Here is a 14,664-nt window from a genome sequence, read left to right as displayed (position 1 = left end):
CGCTCAGCGGACCAGGCGGTCGGCGGCGAAGCCGTCGGCCACCGTCGCCGCCAGTTCCAGCAGCGCGAGCCGGGTCTCCGGCTGCAGGCGCTCCAGCTCGATCTCCGCGCCCTCCTCCAGGTGCGGATCGAACGGGATCCGGACGACGGCGCGGGTGCGCGCGGCGAAGTGCGCGGCCAGCTTGTCGAGGTCCACCGAACCGCCCTTCGGGCGCACCGAGTTGATCACCGTGACCGAGCGTTGCACCAGTTCGCCGTAGCCGTGGGCGTCCAGCCAGTCGAGGGTGGCCGATGCGCTGCGCGCGCCGTCCACCGAGCCCGACGACACGATCACCAGCGAGTCGGCGACGTCGAGCACCCCCTTCATCGCCGAGTGCATCAGGCCGGTGCCGCAGTCGGTGAGCACGATGTTGTAGAAGTGCTCCAGCAGGTCCACCGTGCGCCGGTAGTCGCGTTCGGAGAAGGCCTCCGACACCGCGGGGTCCTGCTCGCTGGCCAGGATCTCCAGCCTGCTGGCCCCCTGCGAGGTGTACGCCCGCACGTCGCTGTACCGGGTGATCCGGTCGGCGTCCCGCAACAGGTGCCGCACGGTCGCCGTCGTCTCGATCGGGATCTTCTGCGACAACGTTCCCCGGTCGGGGTTGGCGTCCACAGCGATCACCCGGTCACCGCGCAACGACGCGAACGTCGAGCCGAGCGTCGTCGTGGTGGTGGTCTTGCCGACCCCGCCCTTGAGGCTCAGCATCGCGATCTTGAAGCAGCCCCGCAACGGCTGGTTGACCCGCGAGATCAGCTCGCGCCGCCTGCGGTCGGCCGGGCTCTCGCCGGGATTGATGAGCTTGCCCGTGCCCAGGTAGAGCGCCTTGCGCCAGCCCGACTGCGGGGTGCGCTTCATGCGCTTGACGAACTGCCCGCCCCCGAACTCGCCGTTGCCCATCGGATGGCGCGCGCGCTGCGGTTGCGGCAACGCGGGCGGAGGCCCCGTGGGCGGAGGTGGGGGTTGCTGCCCCGGCGGGGGCGGCGGCTGCTGATGCGCCTGCTCGTACCGGGGATCCAGCGGCGGCAGGTTCGGGTCATAGCCCGCGGGATACTGCTGCTGCTGCGCGGGGTACGGCTGCTGCGGCGGCCCCGGCACCGCCGGATGCGGTGTGGAGTCCGTGCTGGCCTCGGAATAGAGCGGCGGCTCCTGCCCCTCTCCTTCGCTGGGTCCGGTCACCGCGTCAGTCCTCCGATGGTCGCGAGGTGTCTCCCCTCTGCCTTGCTTCACGTGCGACCGTAGCCGCAGATGACGCCCAACGTCAGCTTACTCCGGCATACGAGTGAAGCCCCGTGGTCACGAGGTTGACGAAGAACAGGTTGAACACGGTGGCCGCGAACCCGATCACGTTGATGATCGCCGCGCGGTTGCCCCGCCAGCCCGCCGTGGCCCGCGAATGCAGGTAGGCGGCGTAGATCACCCAGGCGATGAACGCGACGGTCTCCTTGGGGTCCCAGCCCCAGAACCGGCCCCACGCGGCCTCCGCCCACACGGCACCGCACAGCACGCCGAACGTGAACACCGGGAAGGCGAACACCGTCGTGCGGTAGGCGATGCGGTCGAGCACGTCCAGTGCGGGCAACCGGGCGCCGAAACGCGCGAACTTCGCCGGGTCGCGCTCGTGGCGGGCCTTGACGAGGTACAGGATGCTCGCCACGCCCGGCACGAGGAACACGCCGGACGCCGACGCCGCGGCCGAGACGTGGATGACCAGCCAGTACGACTGCAGTGCGGGCACCAGCGGCGCCGCCACCGCGTACAGCCAGGTGCCGCCGACGAACATCAGGATCACCACGGGCAGCAGCACGAACGCCGAGAGGTGCCGTACCGGGAACTTCCGCATCACCGCGAGCCACGTCACGACCGCGATGAAGCAGACGATCATGATGTACTCGTACATGTTGCCCCACGGCACCCTGCTGGTCGCCAGACCGCGCAGCACCAGCGCCGCGAGGTGCAGCAGCGCGCCGAGCACGGTCAGCGCGGCGCCCATCCGGCCGATGCGCTCCGCGCGCGTGCGCGGCGGGCGCGGGCCCGCCGTCTCCCCGGGCGGGGGCACTGCGACCGTGCCCACCGGACCCCCGCCGGCGCCGACCAGTTCCTGCGCGCGCTCGCGGGTGCGGGCGGCCGCCTGCCGTCCCTTGCGGCCGAACGACTGCTCGACCAGGAAGAACACCATCGCCAGCACGTACACGGCGACGGCCGTGGTGTACGACCAGTCGCTGTACTGGGACAACGTCTCGTTGACCGGCATCAGCGTGCCTTTCTGTCACGGGTCAGCAGGTCGCCGGCGAGTGTGGTGAACTCCTCGCCGTACCCGGCCTGATCGGTGCGGGCCAGCCCGCCCACTTCTACTACAGTACGTCGTTCACCGGCTGCTGTCGTGGCGGGGGTCACCCGCACCCACAGCCTGCGGCGCTTGACGAACAGCGACAACCCGAGCCCGGCGAACATCACGACGGCGAAGCCGAGCACCCAGATCTGCGTGGGGTCGTGCGACACCTGCAGCGACACCCACTGCTTCACCCCGTCGAAGCTCACCGTGGTGCCGTCGCCGAGGCGCAGCTGCTCGCCGACCTTGAGGTTCTCCCTGGCCACCCGCTCGAGCCTGCCCGCGTCGACCATCGACCGGTCGATCTCGAAGATCGACTGCCCTCGCCCGGAGTCGACACCCAGGTCGCCGCGCATGACGTCCACGGCCACGGCGGGGTCGGTGAGCTTCGGGCTCGCCGAGGACAGCACGCTGCCCTGCATCGCGGCGGTGGGCGCGAACAGGCCGGTGACCGCGATCTGGTTGTTCCTGCGTTCCTCGGCGCTGGTCGTGCCCGGCGGCTCGAACTTCGTGGCGCCCTCCGAAAGGCCCGTGTTCTGGTCGACCGGCCGCCACTGGATCGTGTGGGTCCGGGAGGTGCCGTCGGGGAACGTGACCGTGAACGTCGGCGCGTAGCCGTGGCCGAGCAGGTAGACGCGATCGCCCTGCGTGCGCAGCGGCTCGTTGACCTCGAGGTGGTACGGCCGCCACGTGCCGGAGACCAGGTCCTCGCCCGCCTGGTACTCGATGTCGGACTCGAAGCTCACCGGCTGGCCGGACTCGGCGTAGCCGGCGGTGAAGTTGTTGACGCGCACGCAGAACGGCGTCAGCTCGGTGCCGTCGACGCGCAGGCCGGGGTTGAACGAGTCGTAGTTGTAGATGCCGGCGTTGCAGAACTCCGAGCCGTCGGCGAGGACGATCACCTGGCCCTCGTAGGAGTACATCTTGCCCAGTGCGAACGCGATGATCAGGCCGAGCATCCCGAAGTGGAAGGCGAGGTTGCCGGTCTCGCGCAGGAAGCCGCGCTCGGCGCTGATGCTGCGGGCCCCGCCCTGCTCCTCGCGCTCGGCGCGGCGCCAGCCACGGAGCCTGGCGTTCGCGGCGGCGAGCACGTCGTCCGGTGCGGCGTCGAGCTCGGCGCGCGCGTGGTGCGGCAGCCGCGCCAGGTTGCGCGGCGTGAGCACGGGCTTGGCGCGCATCGACCGGACGTAGTCGACGCTGCGCGGCAGCAGGCAGCCGACCAGCGACACCATCAGCAGCAGGTAGATCGCGGAGAACCAGACGCTGGCGTAGACGTCGAAGAACTGCAGCCGGTCGAGCAGCTCGCCCCACCAGCCGTGGGCCTCGATGTACTCGCGGGTCTTGGCCTCGTTGAGCGAGCGCTGCGGCAACAGCGCGCCCGGCAGGGCCGCCAGTGCCAGCAGGAACAGCAGGATCAGCGCGGTGCGCATCGACGTGAGCCCGCGCCAGGTGTTGCGCAGGAAGGCCAGCACCCGCCGGCCCGGGGTCGGCCGGTACTCCTGTCGCTGCGGGGTGATTGTTTCGGTCACAGCGGCAGCCTCGTGTCGGAGATGAACGCGTCGCGCAGCCAGCCGACCAGCTCCGCCCACAGCCCTGTGACCAGTAGCACGCCGACCACCAGCAGCAGGCCGCCGCCGAAGAGCTGCACGCGGCGGCCGTTGCGCCGCAGCCAGTCGGTGGCGCGCACGGCCCACCGGGCGCCCGCGGCGATGAGCAGGAACGGCACGCCGAGGCCGACGCAGTAGACGAGCACGAGGAGGAATCCGCGCGCGCCGGTGCCCCCGCTGGCGCTGGCGATGGCGAGCACGCCGGAGAGCGTGGGCCCGATGCACGGCGTCCAGCCGAGCCCGAACACCGCGCCGAGCAGTGGCGCGCCCCACAGCCCGGCCCGCGGCACGTGGTGGGACCGGAGGTCGCGCTGCAACCCGGGGACGAGGCCGAGGAACACCAGCGCCATGGCGATGGTGATCACCCCGCCGACGCGTTGCAGCAGTTCCTGGTTGAGCAGCAGGGCGTCGGCGAGCCAGACGAGACTGCCGACCCCGGCCGTGAAGATCACCGTGAAGCCGAGCACGAACAGCCCTGCCGCGCCCACCACCGCCGACCGGCCGCGCTTGCGGTCCTCCTCGGTGCTGACGGCCGGGGGGTCGGAGCCGACCAGTGCCGCGAGGTAGGCGAGGTACCCGGGCACCAGCGGCACGACACACGGGGACGCGAACGAGACCGTTCCCGCCAGCAGGGCCACTGCGGCCGCGAGCAGCAACGGGCCGGACATCGCCAGCTCGGTCGCATCCACGGAGACCAGCGTAAGGAATGGGCTCCGTGTTAAACCGGCGGGCCAGCGTTGTTCAGCGGACCGGCCTTCGCGCCGTGGGTCGCCCCGCGCGTCCACGCGCTGCCGCCGTGCCCAAGGTGACCTCGGGTACCGGGTGGGTACCCACGGTGCCCTTCGGCTCCTCACCACCGGCACCGCCACCCGAGCCGAAGGGCACCGTGGGTACCGCAGACGTACCGGAGGTCACCTTCGGCTCGCCGTCACCGGGGCGAGGGCGGCGCCGGGCGTCAGTTCTCGGCGGCGAGTCGTCGCACCACCGGCAGGATGTCGCTCGCCAGCAGGTCCCGGAGAAAGATCGCGGCGACCCGGTGCTGGCGGTCGACGATGATCGTCGACGGCACCACGTTGCGCGGATACCCGGACAGGCGCAGCAGCGACCGCCCGGACGGGTCGTAGATCGACGGGTAGGTCAGGCCCCGGTTGCGCATGAAGTCCTGCGGCGCCGAGCGGTCGAAGTCGCGGACGTCGATGCCGAGCACCTGCACGCCCTTGTCCTTCATCTGCTCGTAGACCTTCTGCATCTCGGGCGCCTCGGTGCGGCACGGGCCGCACCACTGTCCCCAGATGTTGATGACGACGACCTTGCCCTTGAAGTCGCTGACCGCCAGCTGCTCGCCCTCGTTGAACAGGTCCTCGCCGGAGACCTCGGGGATCGGCTGGCGTTCGGCGCCGTTGTAGAAGATGTCGGTCTTGCCGCCGGGCGAGACGAACGAGAAGCTCGTGCCCCGCGAGACGGCGTCGTCGCCGGTGGTGCATCCCGCGAGCAGGAGCACGGCGGCGAGCAGCAGCCCGAGTGTTCTCATGCGCCGGTCACCGTGGGGTCGGTGTGGCCCGCGGGCTCGCTGTAGACGATCTCGAGCAGTTGCTCACCGCCGAAGACCAGGCTGGTCAGCGAGGCCAGCGAACACTGCCGCCTGCGCGGGTCGTGCCAGAGCCGCCTGCCCTCCAGGTACCGGCGCAGCGTCCAGATCGGCAACTGGTGCGACACGCACAGCGCCTCGTGGCCCTCGGCCGCGGCGCGGGCGGCGTGCACGGCACCGAGCATGCGGTGGGCGATCCCGAGGTACGGCTCGCCCCACGAGGGTTGCAGCGGGTTGCGCAGCTTCGACCAATGCCGTGGCTGCCGCAACGCGCCGTCGCCGACACCCACCCGCAGGCCCTCGAACTGGTTGGCGGCCTCGATGAGCCGTTCGTCACTGGCCACGTCGAGCCGGTGCGCCGCGGCGATGGGCGCCGCCGTCTCCTGCGCCCGCTCCAACGGCGAGGCCACGACGTGCACCAGGCCGTGCCCGGCCAGTGCCTCGGCGACCGTGAGCGCCTGCTGCCGCCCGCGCTCGGACAGGACGAACCCGGGCATGCGCCCGTACAGCACGCCCTCCGGGTTCTCGACCTCGCCGTGCCGCAGCAGGTGCACGACCGTCCTGACGGTCATGGCCGCTCCGCCGCCGCGGCCGCCCGCGCCGCAGGCCCGAGCGCGGCCTCGATGACCTCGAACGCCGCGTCGTCCAGTGCCGCGTTGACGAACCACGCCTCGAACGCGCTCGGCGGGGCGTACACGCCGCGTTCCAGCAGCGCGTGGAAGAACGGCGGGAACCGCCAGGTCTCCGCCGACGCCGCGTCCTGGTAGTCGCGCACCGGCCGGTCGGTGAAGAACACGCTCACCAGGTTGCCCGCGAAGGCGACGGTGTGCGTGACACCCGCGGCGCTCAGCGCCTCGCCGAGCACCGTGCCGAGCCGCCGGGCGTTCGCGTCGAGCGCGCGGTACACCTCGGCGTCGGCGGCGCGCAGCGTGGCCAGGCCCGCCGCCACGGCGACGGGGTTCCCGGACAGCGTGCCCGCCTGGTACACCGGGCCGCTGGGCGCGAGCCGGGCCATCACGTCGGCCCTGCCGCCGAACGCGGCGGCGGGCAGCCCGCCGGACATCACCTTGCCGAAGGTGTAGAGATCACCCGCCACCCCGTCGAGGCCGTACCAGCCTGCGGCCGACACGCGGAAGCCCGTCATCACCTCGTCCATGATGAGCAGCGCGCCGTGCTCGTGGGCCAGCTCACGCAGTGCGGCGTTGAACCCGTCGCGGGGCGCCACCGCACCCATGTTGCCCGCCGCGGCCTCGGTGATGATCGCCGCGATCTCCCCCGGGTTCTCCGTGAGCGACTTGCGGACCGCTTCGACGTCGTTGTACGGCAGCACGATCGTGTCCGCCGCCTGCGCGCCGGTGACGCCGGGCGAGGTAGGCAGGCCGAGCGTGGCGACGCCGGACCCGGCCTGGGCGAGCAGCGCGTCGACGTGCCCGTGGTAACAGCCCGCGAACTTGATGATCTTGCTGCGGCCGGTGAAGCCGCGGGCGAGCCGGATGGCGCTCATGGTGGCCTCGGTGCCGGAGTTCACCAGGCGGACCTGCTCGACGGGCTCGACGCGGCGGATGATCTCCTCGGCCAGCTCGACCTCACCGGTGGTGGGGGTGCCGAAGGACAGCCCCGAGCCCGCCGCCTCCTGCGCGGCCCGCACCACGTCGGGGTGCGCGTGCCCGAGGATCATCGGCCCCCACGACGACACCAGGTCGACGTAGCGGTTGCCGTCGGCGTCCCACAGGTGCGGGCCCTCGCCGCGGACCATGAACCGGGGTGTGCCTCCGACGGCGGCGAAGGCCCGCACCGGGGAGTTCACGCCGCCCGGGGTGGCCGCCGACGCGCGATCGAACCAGGACTTGGACTGCTCGACTCCTGTCACGTCTGCCAGTCTGGCAAAGGCTCCTCAGTCGCTGTCGCCCCGGCCGTTCTCCCGTGACGCGCGCCGCCTGCGGCGCCGCGTGCGCGCGCCGAGCGACGCCTGGCGCACCGCGTCGACCACCAGCAGCCCGGCGAGGCCGCCGAGCCCGATCGCCGCGCCCACCCAGTTGCCCGCGACGTGCCGGGAGACCAGCTCCGTGCCGTCGTCGAGGCGGACGACGATCTCGGTGAACGCCGAGTCCCAGCTCAGGAACGCGCCCCAGACGGCAACCCCGGCGACCACGAGTTCGGCGAGCGCGACGAACAGCCGCCACGGCTGGTGCAGCCGCTCGCTGGAGTAACCGGGCACCGCGGGCCAACTCACGTCGCTCACGCGGCGCAGTCTCTCATGGCCGACCGCAGCGCCGAGCGCAACGCGTCGGCGTCCCTGGCCCAGGCGAGCACCACGGTGCCGTCCTCGAGCCTGACCGGCAGCTCCTCGTACTTGCGGGGCACGCTCCAGCCACCGCCGAGCGGCCGGGCGCCCACCGGTGCGCCGACGTCGTCGATCTGGGCGATCCGCGCGATCGGCAGCCGCTCGCGGCCCTGCTCGAGCTCCGTCCCCGTGACGCGGACGGCGAGGAACCGGCGCCGCGCGTAGACCCAGACCGCCGTCAGCCCCAGCAGGCCGACCCCGGCGGCCAGCCACAGCACGGTGTGCGTGCGGATGCCCGCGAACAGCTCCGCGAGATAGCCGGCCAGTGCGAAACCGGGGCCCCACAGCAGGGGCCACCAGGTCGCGCCCGGCTCGGAGTACAGCGGCGCGCTCATGGCAGGCGCTTCGGCACCTTCGGGTAGTAGTCCTGGACGCTCGGCAGGTACATCAGCGCGACGGCGACGATCGACAGCAGCGCCGAGCCCAGCGTGATGAGGTTGGAGAACAACAGCATCTGGAAGACGAGCACGAGGGCCGCGAGCACGGTGAGCACCGTCCTCGCGGAGCGGGTGCCCTCCCGCGCCTTGTACGCGAACAGCCAGAACAACACGGCGAACACGATCCCGCCGACGAACAGCATCCACAGCAGCGACGTCACGCCGGAGGCGATCTGCTCGTTGGTGATGTTGGCGTCGTTGTTCATCTCGACCAGCGAGTCGATCATTCGCTGCTTGGCCGTCAGCGTGAAGCCGTATCCGGCGATGAGCACGAGGCCGGACAGGATCCACAGCACGAACGACACCTTGACCGGCTTCGGCGGGTTCACCGTGGGCTGCGGGTCACCGGACAGCCGGGGCGCGGGCGGCAGGCCCTTGGCACGCCGCTGGTCGTCCGATTCGTCTGAGTCAGTCACGGTCGCCGACCTTAGTCGAGCCAGCTCGCGGCCTCAGCCGCCCAGTAGGTCAGGATCATGTCCGCGCCCGCCCTGCGGATGGACAGCAGCACCTCGAGGACGGTGCGCTGCCGGTCGAGCCAGCCGTTCGCGGCGGCGGCCTCGACCATGGCGTACTCACCGGAGATGTTGTACGCGGCCACCGGCACCGGGGACAGCTCGGCGGCGGCCTTGATGACGTCCAGATAGGACAGCGCGGGCTTGACCATCACGGCGTCGGCGCCCTCGGCGATGTCCAGTTCGATCTCGCGCAGTGCCTCGCGGGCGTTGCCCGGGTCCTGCTGGTAGGTCTTGCGATCCCCCTTGAGCTGGGAGTCCACCGCCTCGCGGAAGGGCCCGTAGAAGGCGCTGGCGTACTTGGCGGAGTAGGCGAGGATCCCGGTGTCGCTGTAGCCCGCGTCGTCGAGCGCGCGGCGGATGACCCCCACCTGGCCGTCCATCATCCCGCTGGGCCCCAGCAGGTGCGCGCCCGCCTCGGCCTGCGCGAGCGCCATCTCGGCGTAGCGCTCCAGCGTCGCGTCGTTGTCCACGCCGCCCGCGGAGTCGAGCACGCCACAGTGGCCGTGGTCGGTGAACTCGTCCAGGCACGTGTCGGCCATGAGCACCGTGTCGTCGCCGAGTTCGGCCCGCAGGTCGCGCAGCGCCGCGTTGAGCACGCCGTCCGGGTCGGTGGCACCCGAGCCGACGGCGTCGCGGGTGCGGGGAACGCCGAAGAGCATCAGCCCGCCGACGCCCGCGCGCACGGCCTCGACGGCGGCCTTGCGCAGCGTGTCGCGGGTGTGCTGGACGACGCCGGGCATGCTGGAGATCGGGCGGGGGGCGTCGGCGCCCTCGGCGACGAACAGGGGCAGGATCAGCTGGCGCGGCCGCAGCGTGGTCTCACTGACGAGCCGCCGCATGGCCGCGGTGCCCCGCAACCGCCGGGGCCGATGCTCGGGAAACACCTTCCTCACGGTACTCCGGCGCCTCGCGGCCGCGCTGACGACCCGTGGGCCGCGCCGCGCTCGGCATGGCAGGAGTGCGGCGGCTACCATGCTGGAAAACGTTTGCCGAGCGCCGGAGGGTCATGGCCACGATCCACGACGTCGCCAAGCTCGCCGGGGTGTCCACGTCGACGGTGTCGCGTGTGCTGTCCCGCTCGCGTGCGGTGACGCCGGACTCGGCACGGAAGGTACTGGCCGCCGCCGAGCAACTCGGGTACCGGTACAACGCGGTGGCCCGCGCGCTGCGGACCAACCGCTCCGGCACGGTGGGCATGCTCGTTCCCCAGATCTCGAACCCGTTCTTTCCCGCGCTGGTGGAGGCCGTGGAGCGGCGCCTGCAGCGGGAGGGGCTCGAACTGTTCCTCTGCGACTCGCAGCGCGATGTCGACGTCGAGGCCAGGCGCCTGCGTGCGCTCGTCGAGCGGCAGGTGGACGGCGTCATCATCAGCCCGTACGACTTCACCGGGAGCGCACCCGCCGTGCGGGGGATCGTCGGTCAGATCCCGGTGATCCAGGTCGACCGGCGCGTCGAGGGCTCGCTCACCGACTGGGTGGGCGTCGACGACGCGGCCGGGTTCACGCAGGTGGTGGACCACCTCGTGGCGGCGGGCAGGTGCAAGCTGGTCTTCGTCAGCGCCGAGCTCACCAACTACTCCGCCAAGGCCCGGCGCAGCGCCTTCGATTCGGCGCTGTCCCGGCACGGCCTCACCCCGGCACAGGCGCCGCTGCTCGGCGGTTTCGAAGTGGAATGGGGCCTCACGGCCGCGGCCTTGGTGGATCTGTCCGTTGTGGACGGCATCGTGTGCGGCAACGACGCCATCGCGCTGGGGCTGCTGCGCGGGCTGCGCAAGGCGGGGGTCGCGGTTCCCGCCGACGTGGCCGTCACCGGGTTCGACGACATCGGCTTCGCCGAGATCTCCGACCCGCCGCTGACCACGGTGCGCCAGCACTGGGACGCCATCGCCGACGAGTGCGTGCGGCTGCTGCTCCAACCGGCCGATCACGGTCCCCGCAGCATCGCGATCACCCCTACCCTGCAAGTCCGGGAGTCCACCCCGTGACCACACCGGTTCAGGGAGCTGGGAGGCGAGGCGGCATGAGTGTCGACGTCGTGAAGCTGACGCGGGACCTCGTGGCGGTCGACACGATCGGCCACGCGGAGAGCGATGCACTGGCGGTGGTCGCGCCGCTGCTGGAGAAGGCGGGCTTCGCCGTGGACATCGGCGAGCACGAACCCGGCAGGGGCACGCTCGTCGCCGAGTGGCACACCGGGCTGGAACAGCCGCCGCTGTGCCTTTCCGGGCACGTCGACACGGTGCCGCTCGGTGCCGCGCCGTGGCAGCACGACCCGTTCCGTGCCGAGCCGGACGGCGACCGCCTGCACGGCAGGGGCACCAGCGACATGAAGGGCGGCGTCGCCGCGATCGTGGCGGCGGCGGCCAAGATCGCGGCCCTGCGGCCGAGCAGGGCCGGGCTGCGGCTGGTGCTCACCGCCGCCGAGGAGCCCGGGTCGGCGGGCGCCCGGCACGCCGTACGCAGGCTCAGCGGCAGGCCGAGCGGTCCGCTGGTGATCACCGAGCCCACCGGCAACGCCGTGCTGCACGGCCACAAGGGCGCACTGTGGCTCACCGCGTCGGCGTCCGGAGTCACCGCGCACGGCTCGATGCCCCACCTTGGCGACAACGCCGTCTACACGCTCGCCCGCGCGGTGAACCGCCTGGAGACCCACGACTTCGGCGTGCCACCGCACCCGGCGATGGGCAGGCCGACGCTCAACGTCGGCACCTTCCACGGCGGGCTCAACACCAACTCCGTGCCGGACAGCGCCGAGGCGACCATCGACGTGCGCACCGTCGCCGGGCAGGACCACGGCGGCGTGCTGACCGGTCTCGCCGGGCGGGTGGGCGACACGGTGCACCTCGAACCGCTGATCGACCTGCCCGCCGTCTGGACCGACCCTGGCGATGCCTGGGCGGCGTCGGTGGCGGAGATCGCCAGGGAGATCACCGGCGCCAAGGACACCGAGCCACGCGCGGCGACGTACTTCACCGACGCCTCCGTGCTTACGCCCGCGTTCGGTCATGTGCCGACCGTCATCTGCGGGCCGGGTGAGGCCGAGCAGGCCCACGTCACCGACGAGTGGGTCTCGTTGCGCAAGCTCGCAGACTCGGTCGCCATCCTGGAACGGGTGTGCGTCGACTGGTGCGGCACCTGACGCCGTGGCCGACAATGCGGCATGACCGCCACCGCGACGGGCCCCGACGCTGACCCCGACTTCTTCGGCACGGCCGCGGAGCACGCCACCAGCGCGGTACCCGTGGGGGCACCCCGGGACCGGGTGGCGGACCTGCTCGCCGCCATGCGCGGGCGGAACTACGACAGCGCGGCGCTGGTCGCGGTGTGCGACGCAGGCCGGCTCGCCGGGCTGGTCACCGCCGAACGGCTGCTCACCGCGCCCGCGACCGCGGAACTGGCCGAGGTCATGGACGCCGACCCGCCCGTGGTGGCTCCGGGCATGTCGCAGGAACGAGCCGCGTGGACGGCGGTGTGCCACGACGAGGCGGGGCTCGCCGTCGTCGACGCCGACCGCCGTTTCCTCGGCATCGTCCCCGCACAGCGGCTGATGGCGGTGCTGCTGGCAGAGCACAACCAGGACCTCGCGCGCCTCGGCGGCTTCCTCGGCACCGCGTCGGCGGCAAGGCAGGCCACCTCGGAGCGCGTGCCGAGGCGGCTGTGGCACCGGCTGCCGTGGCTGCTGATGGGACTGACCGGGGCGATGCTGTCCGCCGGGATCGTCGGCGCCTTCGAGGAGGCACTGCAGCGCAACGTGCTGCTCGCGTTCTTCGTGCCCGCTGTGGTGTATCTGGCCGACGCGGTCGGCACGCAGACGGAGACGCTCGTCGTGCGCGGGCTGTCGGTGGGGGTGCCCATCGGCCGCGTCGCGGCCCGCGAGGTGGTCACCGGCCTCCTCATCGGGCTCCTGCTGGCCGGGCTGGCGCTGCCGCTGACCCTGCTGCTGTGGGGCGATCCGGCCGTCGCGGTCTCGGTGGGCCTCGCGCTGTTCGCCGCCTGCGCCATCGCCACGTTGATCGCGATGGCGCTGCCGTGGCTGCTGTCCCGGTTCGGCGCCGACCCGGTGTACGGCTCCGGCCCGCTCGCCACCGTGGTGCAGGACCTGCTGTCGATCCTGATCTACCTGGCAACGGCGACGCTGGTGGTGATGTAGAACGGCCCGTCACCGACGAGGGTCGGCGACGGGCCGTTCGTCTGAGCCGTCAGGCTGCTGCGCCGTCAGGAGCGGCGGGCGCGCTTGGCCTTGCGGGGCGGCGGAAGGGCGCCCTCGGCGCGCAGCTTGGCGGCGTGCTCGGCGAGCGCGTCGACCAGCTGCACGACGTTCGGCTTCTCCGGCTGCACGTCCACGCGCAGGCCGAACTCGGTCGCCGTCTCGGCCGTCTTCGGCCCGATGCAGGCCACGAGCGTCCGCGCGTGGGGCTTGCCCGCGATGCCCACGAGGTTGCGGACCGTGGACGACGAGGTGAAGCACACCGCGTCGAAGCCACCGGTCTTGATCATCTCGCGGGTTTCCGCGGGCGGCGGAGCCGCGCGCACGGTCCGGTACGCCGTGACGTCGTCGATCTCCCAGCCCCGGTCGCGCAGGCCCGCCGCCAGTGTCTCGGTGGCGATGTCGGCCCGCGGCAGCAGCACGCGGTCCACCGGGTCGAGCACGTCGTCGTAGGGCGGGAACTCCTCCAGCAGGCCTTCGCTGGACTGCTCACCGGAGGGCACCAGCTCGGGGATGATGCCGAACGAGCGCACCTTCTCGGCGGTGGACTCCCCGACACAGGCGATCTTCACGCCGGAGAACGCCCGCGCGTCGAGACCGAACTCGGCGAACTTCTCCCACACGGCCCGCACCGCGTTGGTGGAGGTGAACACGATCCACTGGTAGCGGCCGTCGACGAGGCCCTTCACGGCGCGCTCCATCTGCGCGGGGCTGCGCGGCGGCTCCACCGAGATCGTCGGCACCTCGTGCGAGGTGGCGCCGTGGCTGCGCAGCCGCTCGGCCATGTCGCCCGCCTGCTCCTTGGTGCGCGGCACGAGCACCTTCCACCCGTACAGGGCGCGGGACTCCCACCACGACAGCTTCGAGCGGTTGCCCACCGCGCCACCGATGCTCACCACGAGCGGGCCGACCAGCTCGCCGGCGTCGGCGGAGAGGGAGGCCAGCGTGGTGTCCACCGTGCGCTGGGTGTTGCTGGTGCCGTTGGAGGTCACCGCGACCGGTGTCTGCGGGGCCTGGCCGTGCTCGACCAGCGCCGACGCCGCCTCGGCGAGGTGGCTGGACGTGGCGTGCAGCACGATGGTGCCCGGCGTCGCGGCCAGCCCGGCCCAGTCGACCTCGGTGCGCACGTCCACCTCGGCATGGGCGCCGCCGAGCGCGACACCCGCGTAGGCGGGCACCGCGGTGCCCGGCGAGACGCCCGGCACCACGTCGAACACGGCGCTGGTGCGCGACACCGCCTGCACCTCGGCCACCACGGCGGGCTGCGTCAGCGGGTCGCCCGCGACGAGCCGCAGCACGAGCCTGCCCGCCTTGGCCTCGTTGGCGAGGTCCTTGGCGACGTCACCCGGCTCGCCGACGGCCGGGCGGACCTCGGCCTCGGAACCGGCGAAGGCGAGCACACCGGCGGGCACGTCCGGGTCGGTCACCACGAGCTCGGCCTTCGCGAGCAGTTCCTGGGCGCGAACCGTCAGCAGTCCGGCGTCACCGGGGCCCGAGCCCACGAAGGCGACGCGCCCCGTGGTCTTGCGTGCGCGGGTCATCTACTTCGTCTCTCCTCGTTGCCGCGCGACCCAGCAGGGCCGCGCGAGGTCGTTCGTA

General features: G+C 72.2%; 15 protein-coding genes. 3 read left to right on the top strand and 12 right to left on the bottom strand.

Going from position 1 to position 14,664, the window contains the following annotated elements; translation table 11 throughout:
- Positions 1–3 precede the first annotated feature (3 nt).
- The 11 genes from BAY60_RS07700 to hemB form a co-directional block, all read right to left on the bottom strand.
- Positions 4–1,215 carry a MinD/ParA family ATP-binding protein gene (locus BAY60_RS07700; protein WP_112280068.1) on the bottom strand — a complete coding sequence of 404 codons (1,212 nt, stop codon included), beginning with the start codon at positions 1,213–1,215 and terminating at the stop codon, positions 4–6.
- Positions 1,216–1,297: 82 nt separating this feature from the next.
- Positions 1,298–2,290 carry a c-type cytochrome biogenesis protein CcsB gene (ccsB, locus tag BAY60_RS07695; RefSeq protein ID WP_112280067.1) on the bottom strand — a complete coding sequence of 331 codons (993 nt, stop codon included), beginning with the start codon at positions 2,288–2,290 and terminating at the stop codon, positions 1,298–1,300.
- Positions 2,290–3,897: a cytochrome c biogenesis protein ResB gene (resB, locus tag BAY60_RS07690; protein ID WP_425466449.1), complete on the bottom strand. Its 1,608-nt coding sequence runs from the start codon at positions 3,895–3,897 to the stop codon at positions 2,290–2,292. Before resB ends, ccsB begins: the two co-directional genes overlap by 1 nt.
- Positions 3,894–4,643, bottom strand: coding sequence for a cytochrome c biogenesis CcdA family protein (locus tag BAY60_RS07685; RefSeq protein ID WP_112280786.1), 750 nt, complete (start codon positions 4,641–4,643; stop codon positions 3,894–3,896). The genes resB and BAY60_RS07685 overlap by 4 nt, the downstream gene beginning before the upstream one ends.
- A gap of 287 nt (positions 4,644–4,930) precedes the next feature.
- Complete coding sequence (locus BAY60_RS07680) at positions 4,931–5,506, bottom strand: TlpA disulfide reductase family protein (protein WP_112280066.1); 576 nt, start codon at positions 5,504–5,506, stop codon at positions 4,931–4,933.
- Positions 5,503–6,135: a histidine phosphatase family protein gene (locus BAY60_RS07675; RefSeq protein ID WP_112280065.1), complete on the bottom strand. Its 633-nt coding sequence runs from the start codon at positions 6,133–6,135 to the stop codon at positions 5,503–5,505. The genes BAY60_RS07680 and BAY60_RS07675 overlap by 4 nt, the downstream gene beginning before the upstream one ends.
- Complete coding sequence (hemL, locus tag BAY60_RS07670) at positions 6,132–7,433, bottom strand: glutamate-1-semialdehyde 2,1-aminomutase (RefSeq protein WP_112280064.1); 1,302 nt, start codon at positions 7,431–7,433, stop codon at positions 6,132–6,134. Before hemL ends, BAY60_RS07675 begins: the two co-directional genes overlap by 4 nt.
- 24 nt (positions 7,434–7,457) lie before the next feature.
- Positions 7,458–7,805: a hypothetical protein gene (locus BAY60_RS07665; protein ID WP_112280063.1), complete on the bottom strand. Its 348-nt coding sequence runs from the start codon at positions 7,803–7,805 to the stop codon at positions 7,458–7,460.
- Entirely contained in the window at positions 7,802–8,242 is a 441-nt protein-coding gene (locus BAY60_RS07660) for a DUF3093 family protein (RefSeq protein WP_112280062.1), read from the bottom strand. Before BAY60_RS07660 ends, BAY60_RS07665 begins: the two co-directional genes overlap by 4 nt.
- Positions 8,239–8,760 carry a hypothetical protein gene (locus BAY60_RS07655; RefSeq protein WP_112280061.1) on the bottom strand — a complete coding sequence of 174 codons (522 nt, stop codon included), beginning with the start codon at positions 8,758–8,760 and terminating at the stop codon, positions 8,239–8,241. Before BAY60_RS07655 ends, BAY60_RS07660 begins: the two co-directional genes overlap by 4 nt.
- A gap of 11 nt (positions 8,761–8,771) precedes the next feature.
- Entirely contained in the window at positions 8,772–9,743 is a 972-nt protein-coding gene (gene hemB, locus BAY60_RS07650; protein WP_112280785.1) for a porphobilinogen synthase, read from the bottom strand.
- A 122-nt stretch (positions 9,744–9,865) separates the two neighbouring features.
- On the opposite strand from hemB, the gene BAY60_RS07645 reads away from it, so the two are divergent.
- The 3 genes from BAY60_RS07645 to BAY60_RS07635 are packed head-to-tail and all read left to right on the top strand — an operon-like array spanning position 9,866 to position 13,008.
- The gene (locus BAY60_RS07645; RefSeq protein ID WP_112280060.1) at positions 9,866–10,843 is read left to right on the top strand and encodes a LacI family DNA-binding transcriptional regulator; all 978 of its coding nucleotides are present in this window, start codon (positions 9,866–9,868) and stop codon (positions 10,841–10,843) included.
- Between the two features lie 35 nt (positions 10,844–10,878).
- Positions 10,879–11,997 (top strand): M20 family metallopeptidase, encoded by a 1,119-nt coding sequence (locus BAY60_RS07640; protein ID WP_112280059.1) that lies wholly within the window; start codon positions 10,879–10,881, stop codon positions 11,995–11,997.
- Positions 11,998–12,018: 21 nt separating this feature from the next.
- The gene (locus BAY60_RS07635; protein ID WP_112280058.1) at positions 12,019–13,008 is read left to right on the top strand and encodes a magnesium transporter; all 990 of its coding nucleotides are present in this window, start codon (positions 12,019–12,021) and stop codon (positions 13,006–13,008) included.
- Between the two features lie 65 nt (positions 13,009–13,073).
- On the opposite strand, the gene BAY60_RS07630 is transcribed toward BAY60_RS07635, so the two are convergent.
- On the bottom strand, positions 13,074–14,606 hold the full coding sequence (locus tag BAY60_RS07630) for a bifunctional uroporphyrinogen-III C-methyltransferase/uroporphyrinogen-III synthase (RefSeq protein WP_112280057.1): 1,533 nt from the start codon (positions 14,604–14,606) through the stop codon (positions 13,074–13,076).
- Between the last annotated feature and the right edge of the window lie 58 nt (positions 14,607–14,664).

Source organism: Prauserella muralis (genome assembly GCF_003202285.1).
In the GTDB taxonomy this organism is placed as follows: Bacteria; Actinomycetota; Actinomycetes; order Mycobacteriales; family Pseudonocardiaceae; genus Prauserella_B; species Prauserella_B muralis.
Note: the sequence above shows the minus strand (reverse complement) of the source record. Positions and strands in the feature narration are given on the sequence as shown.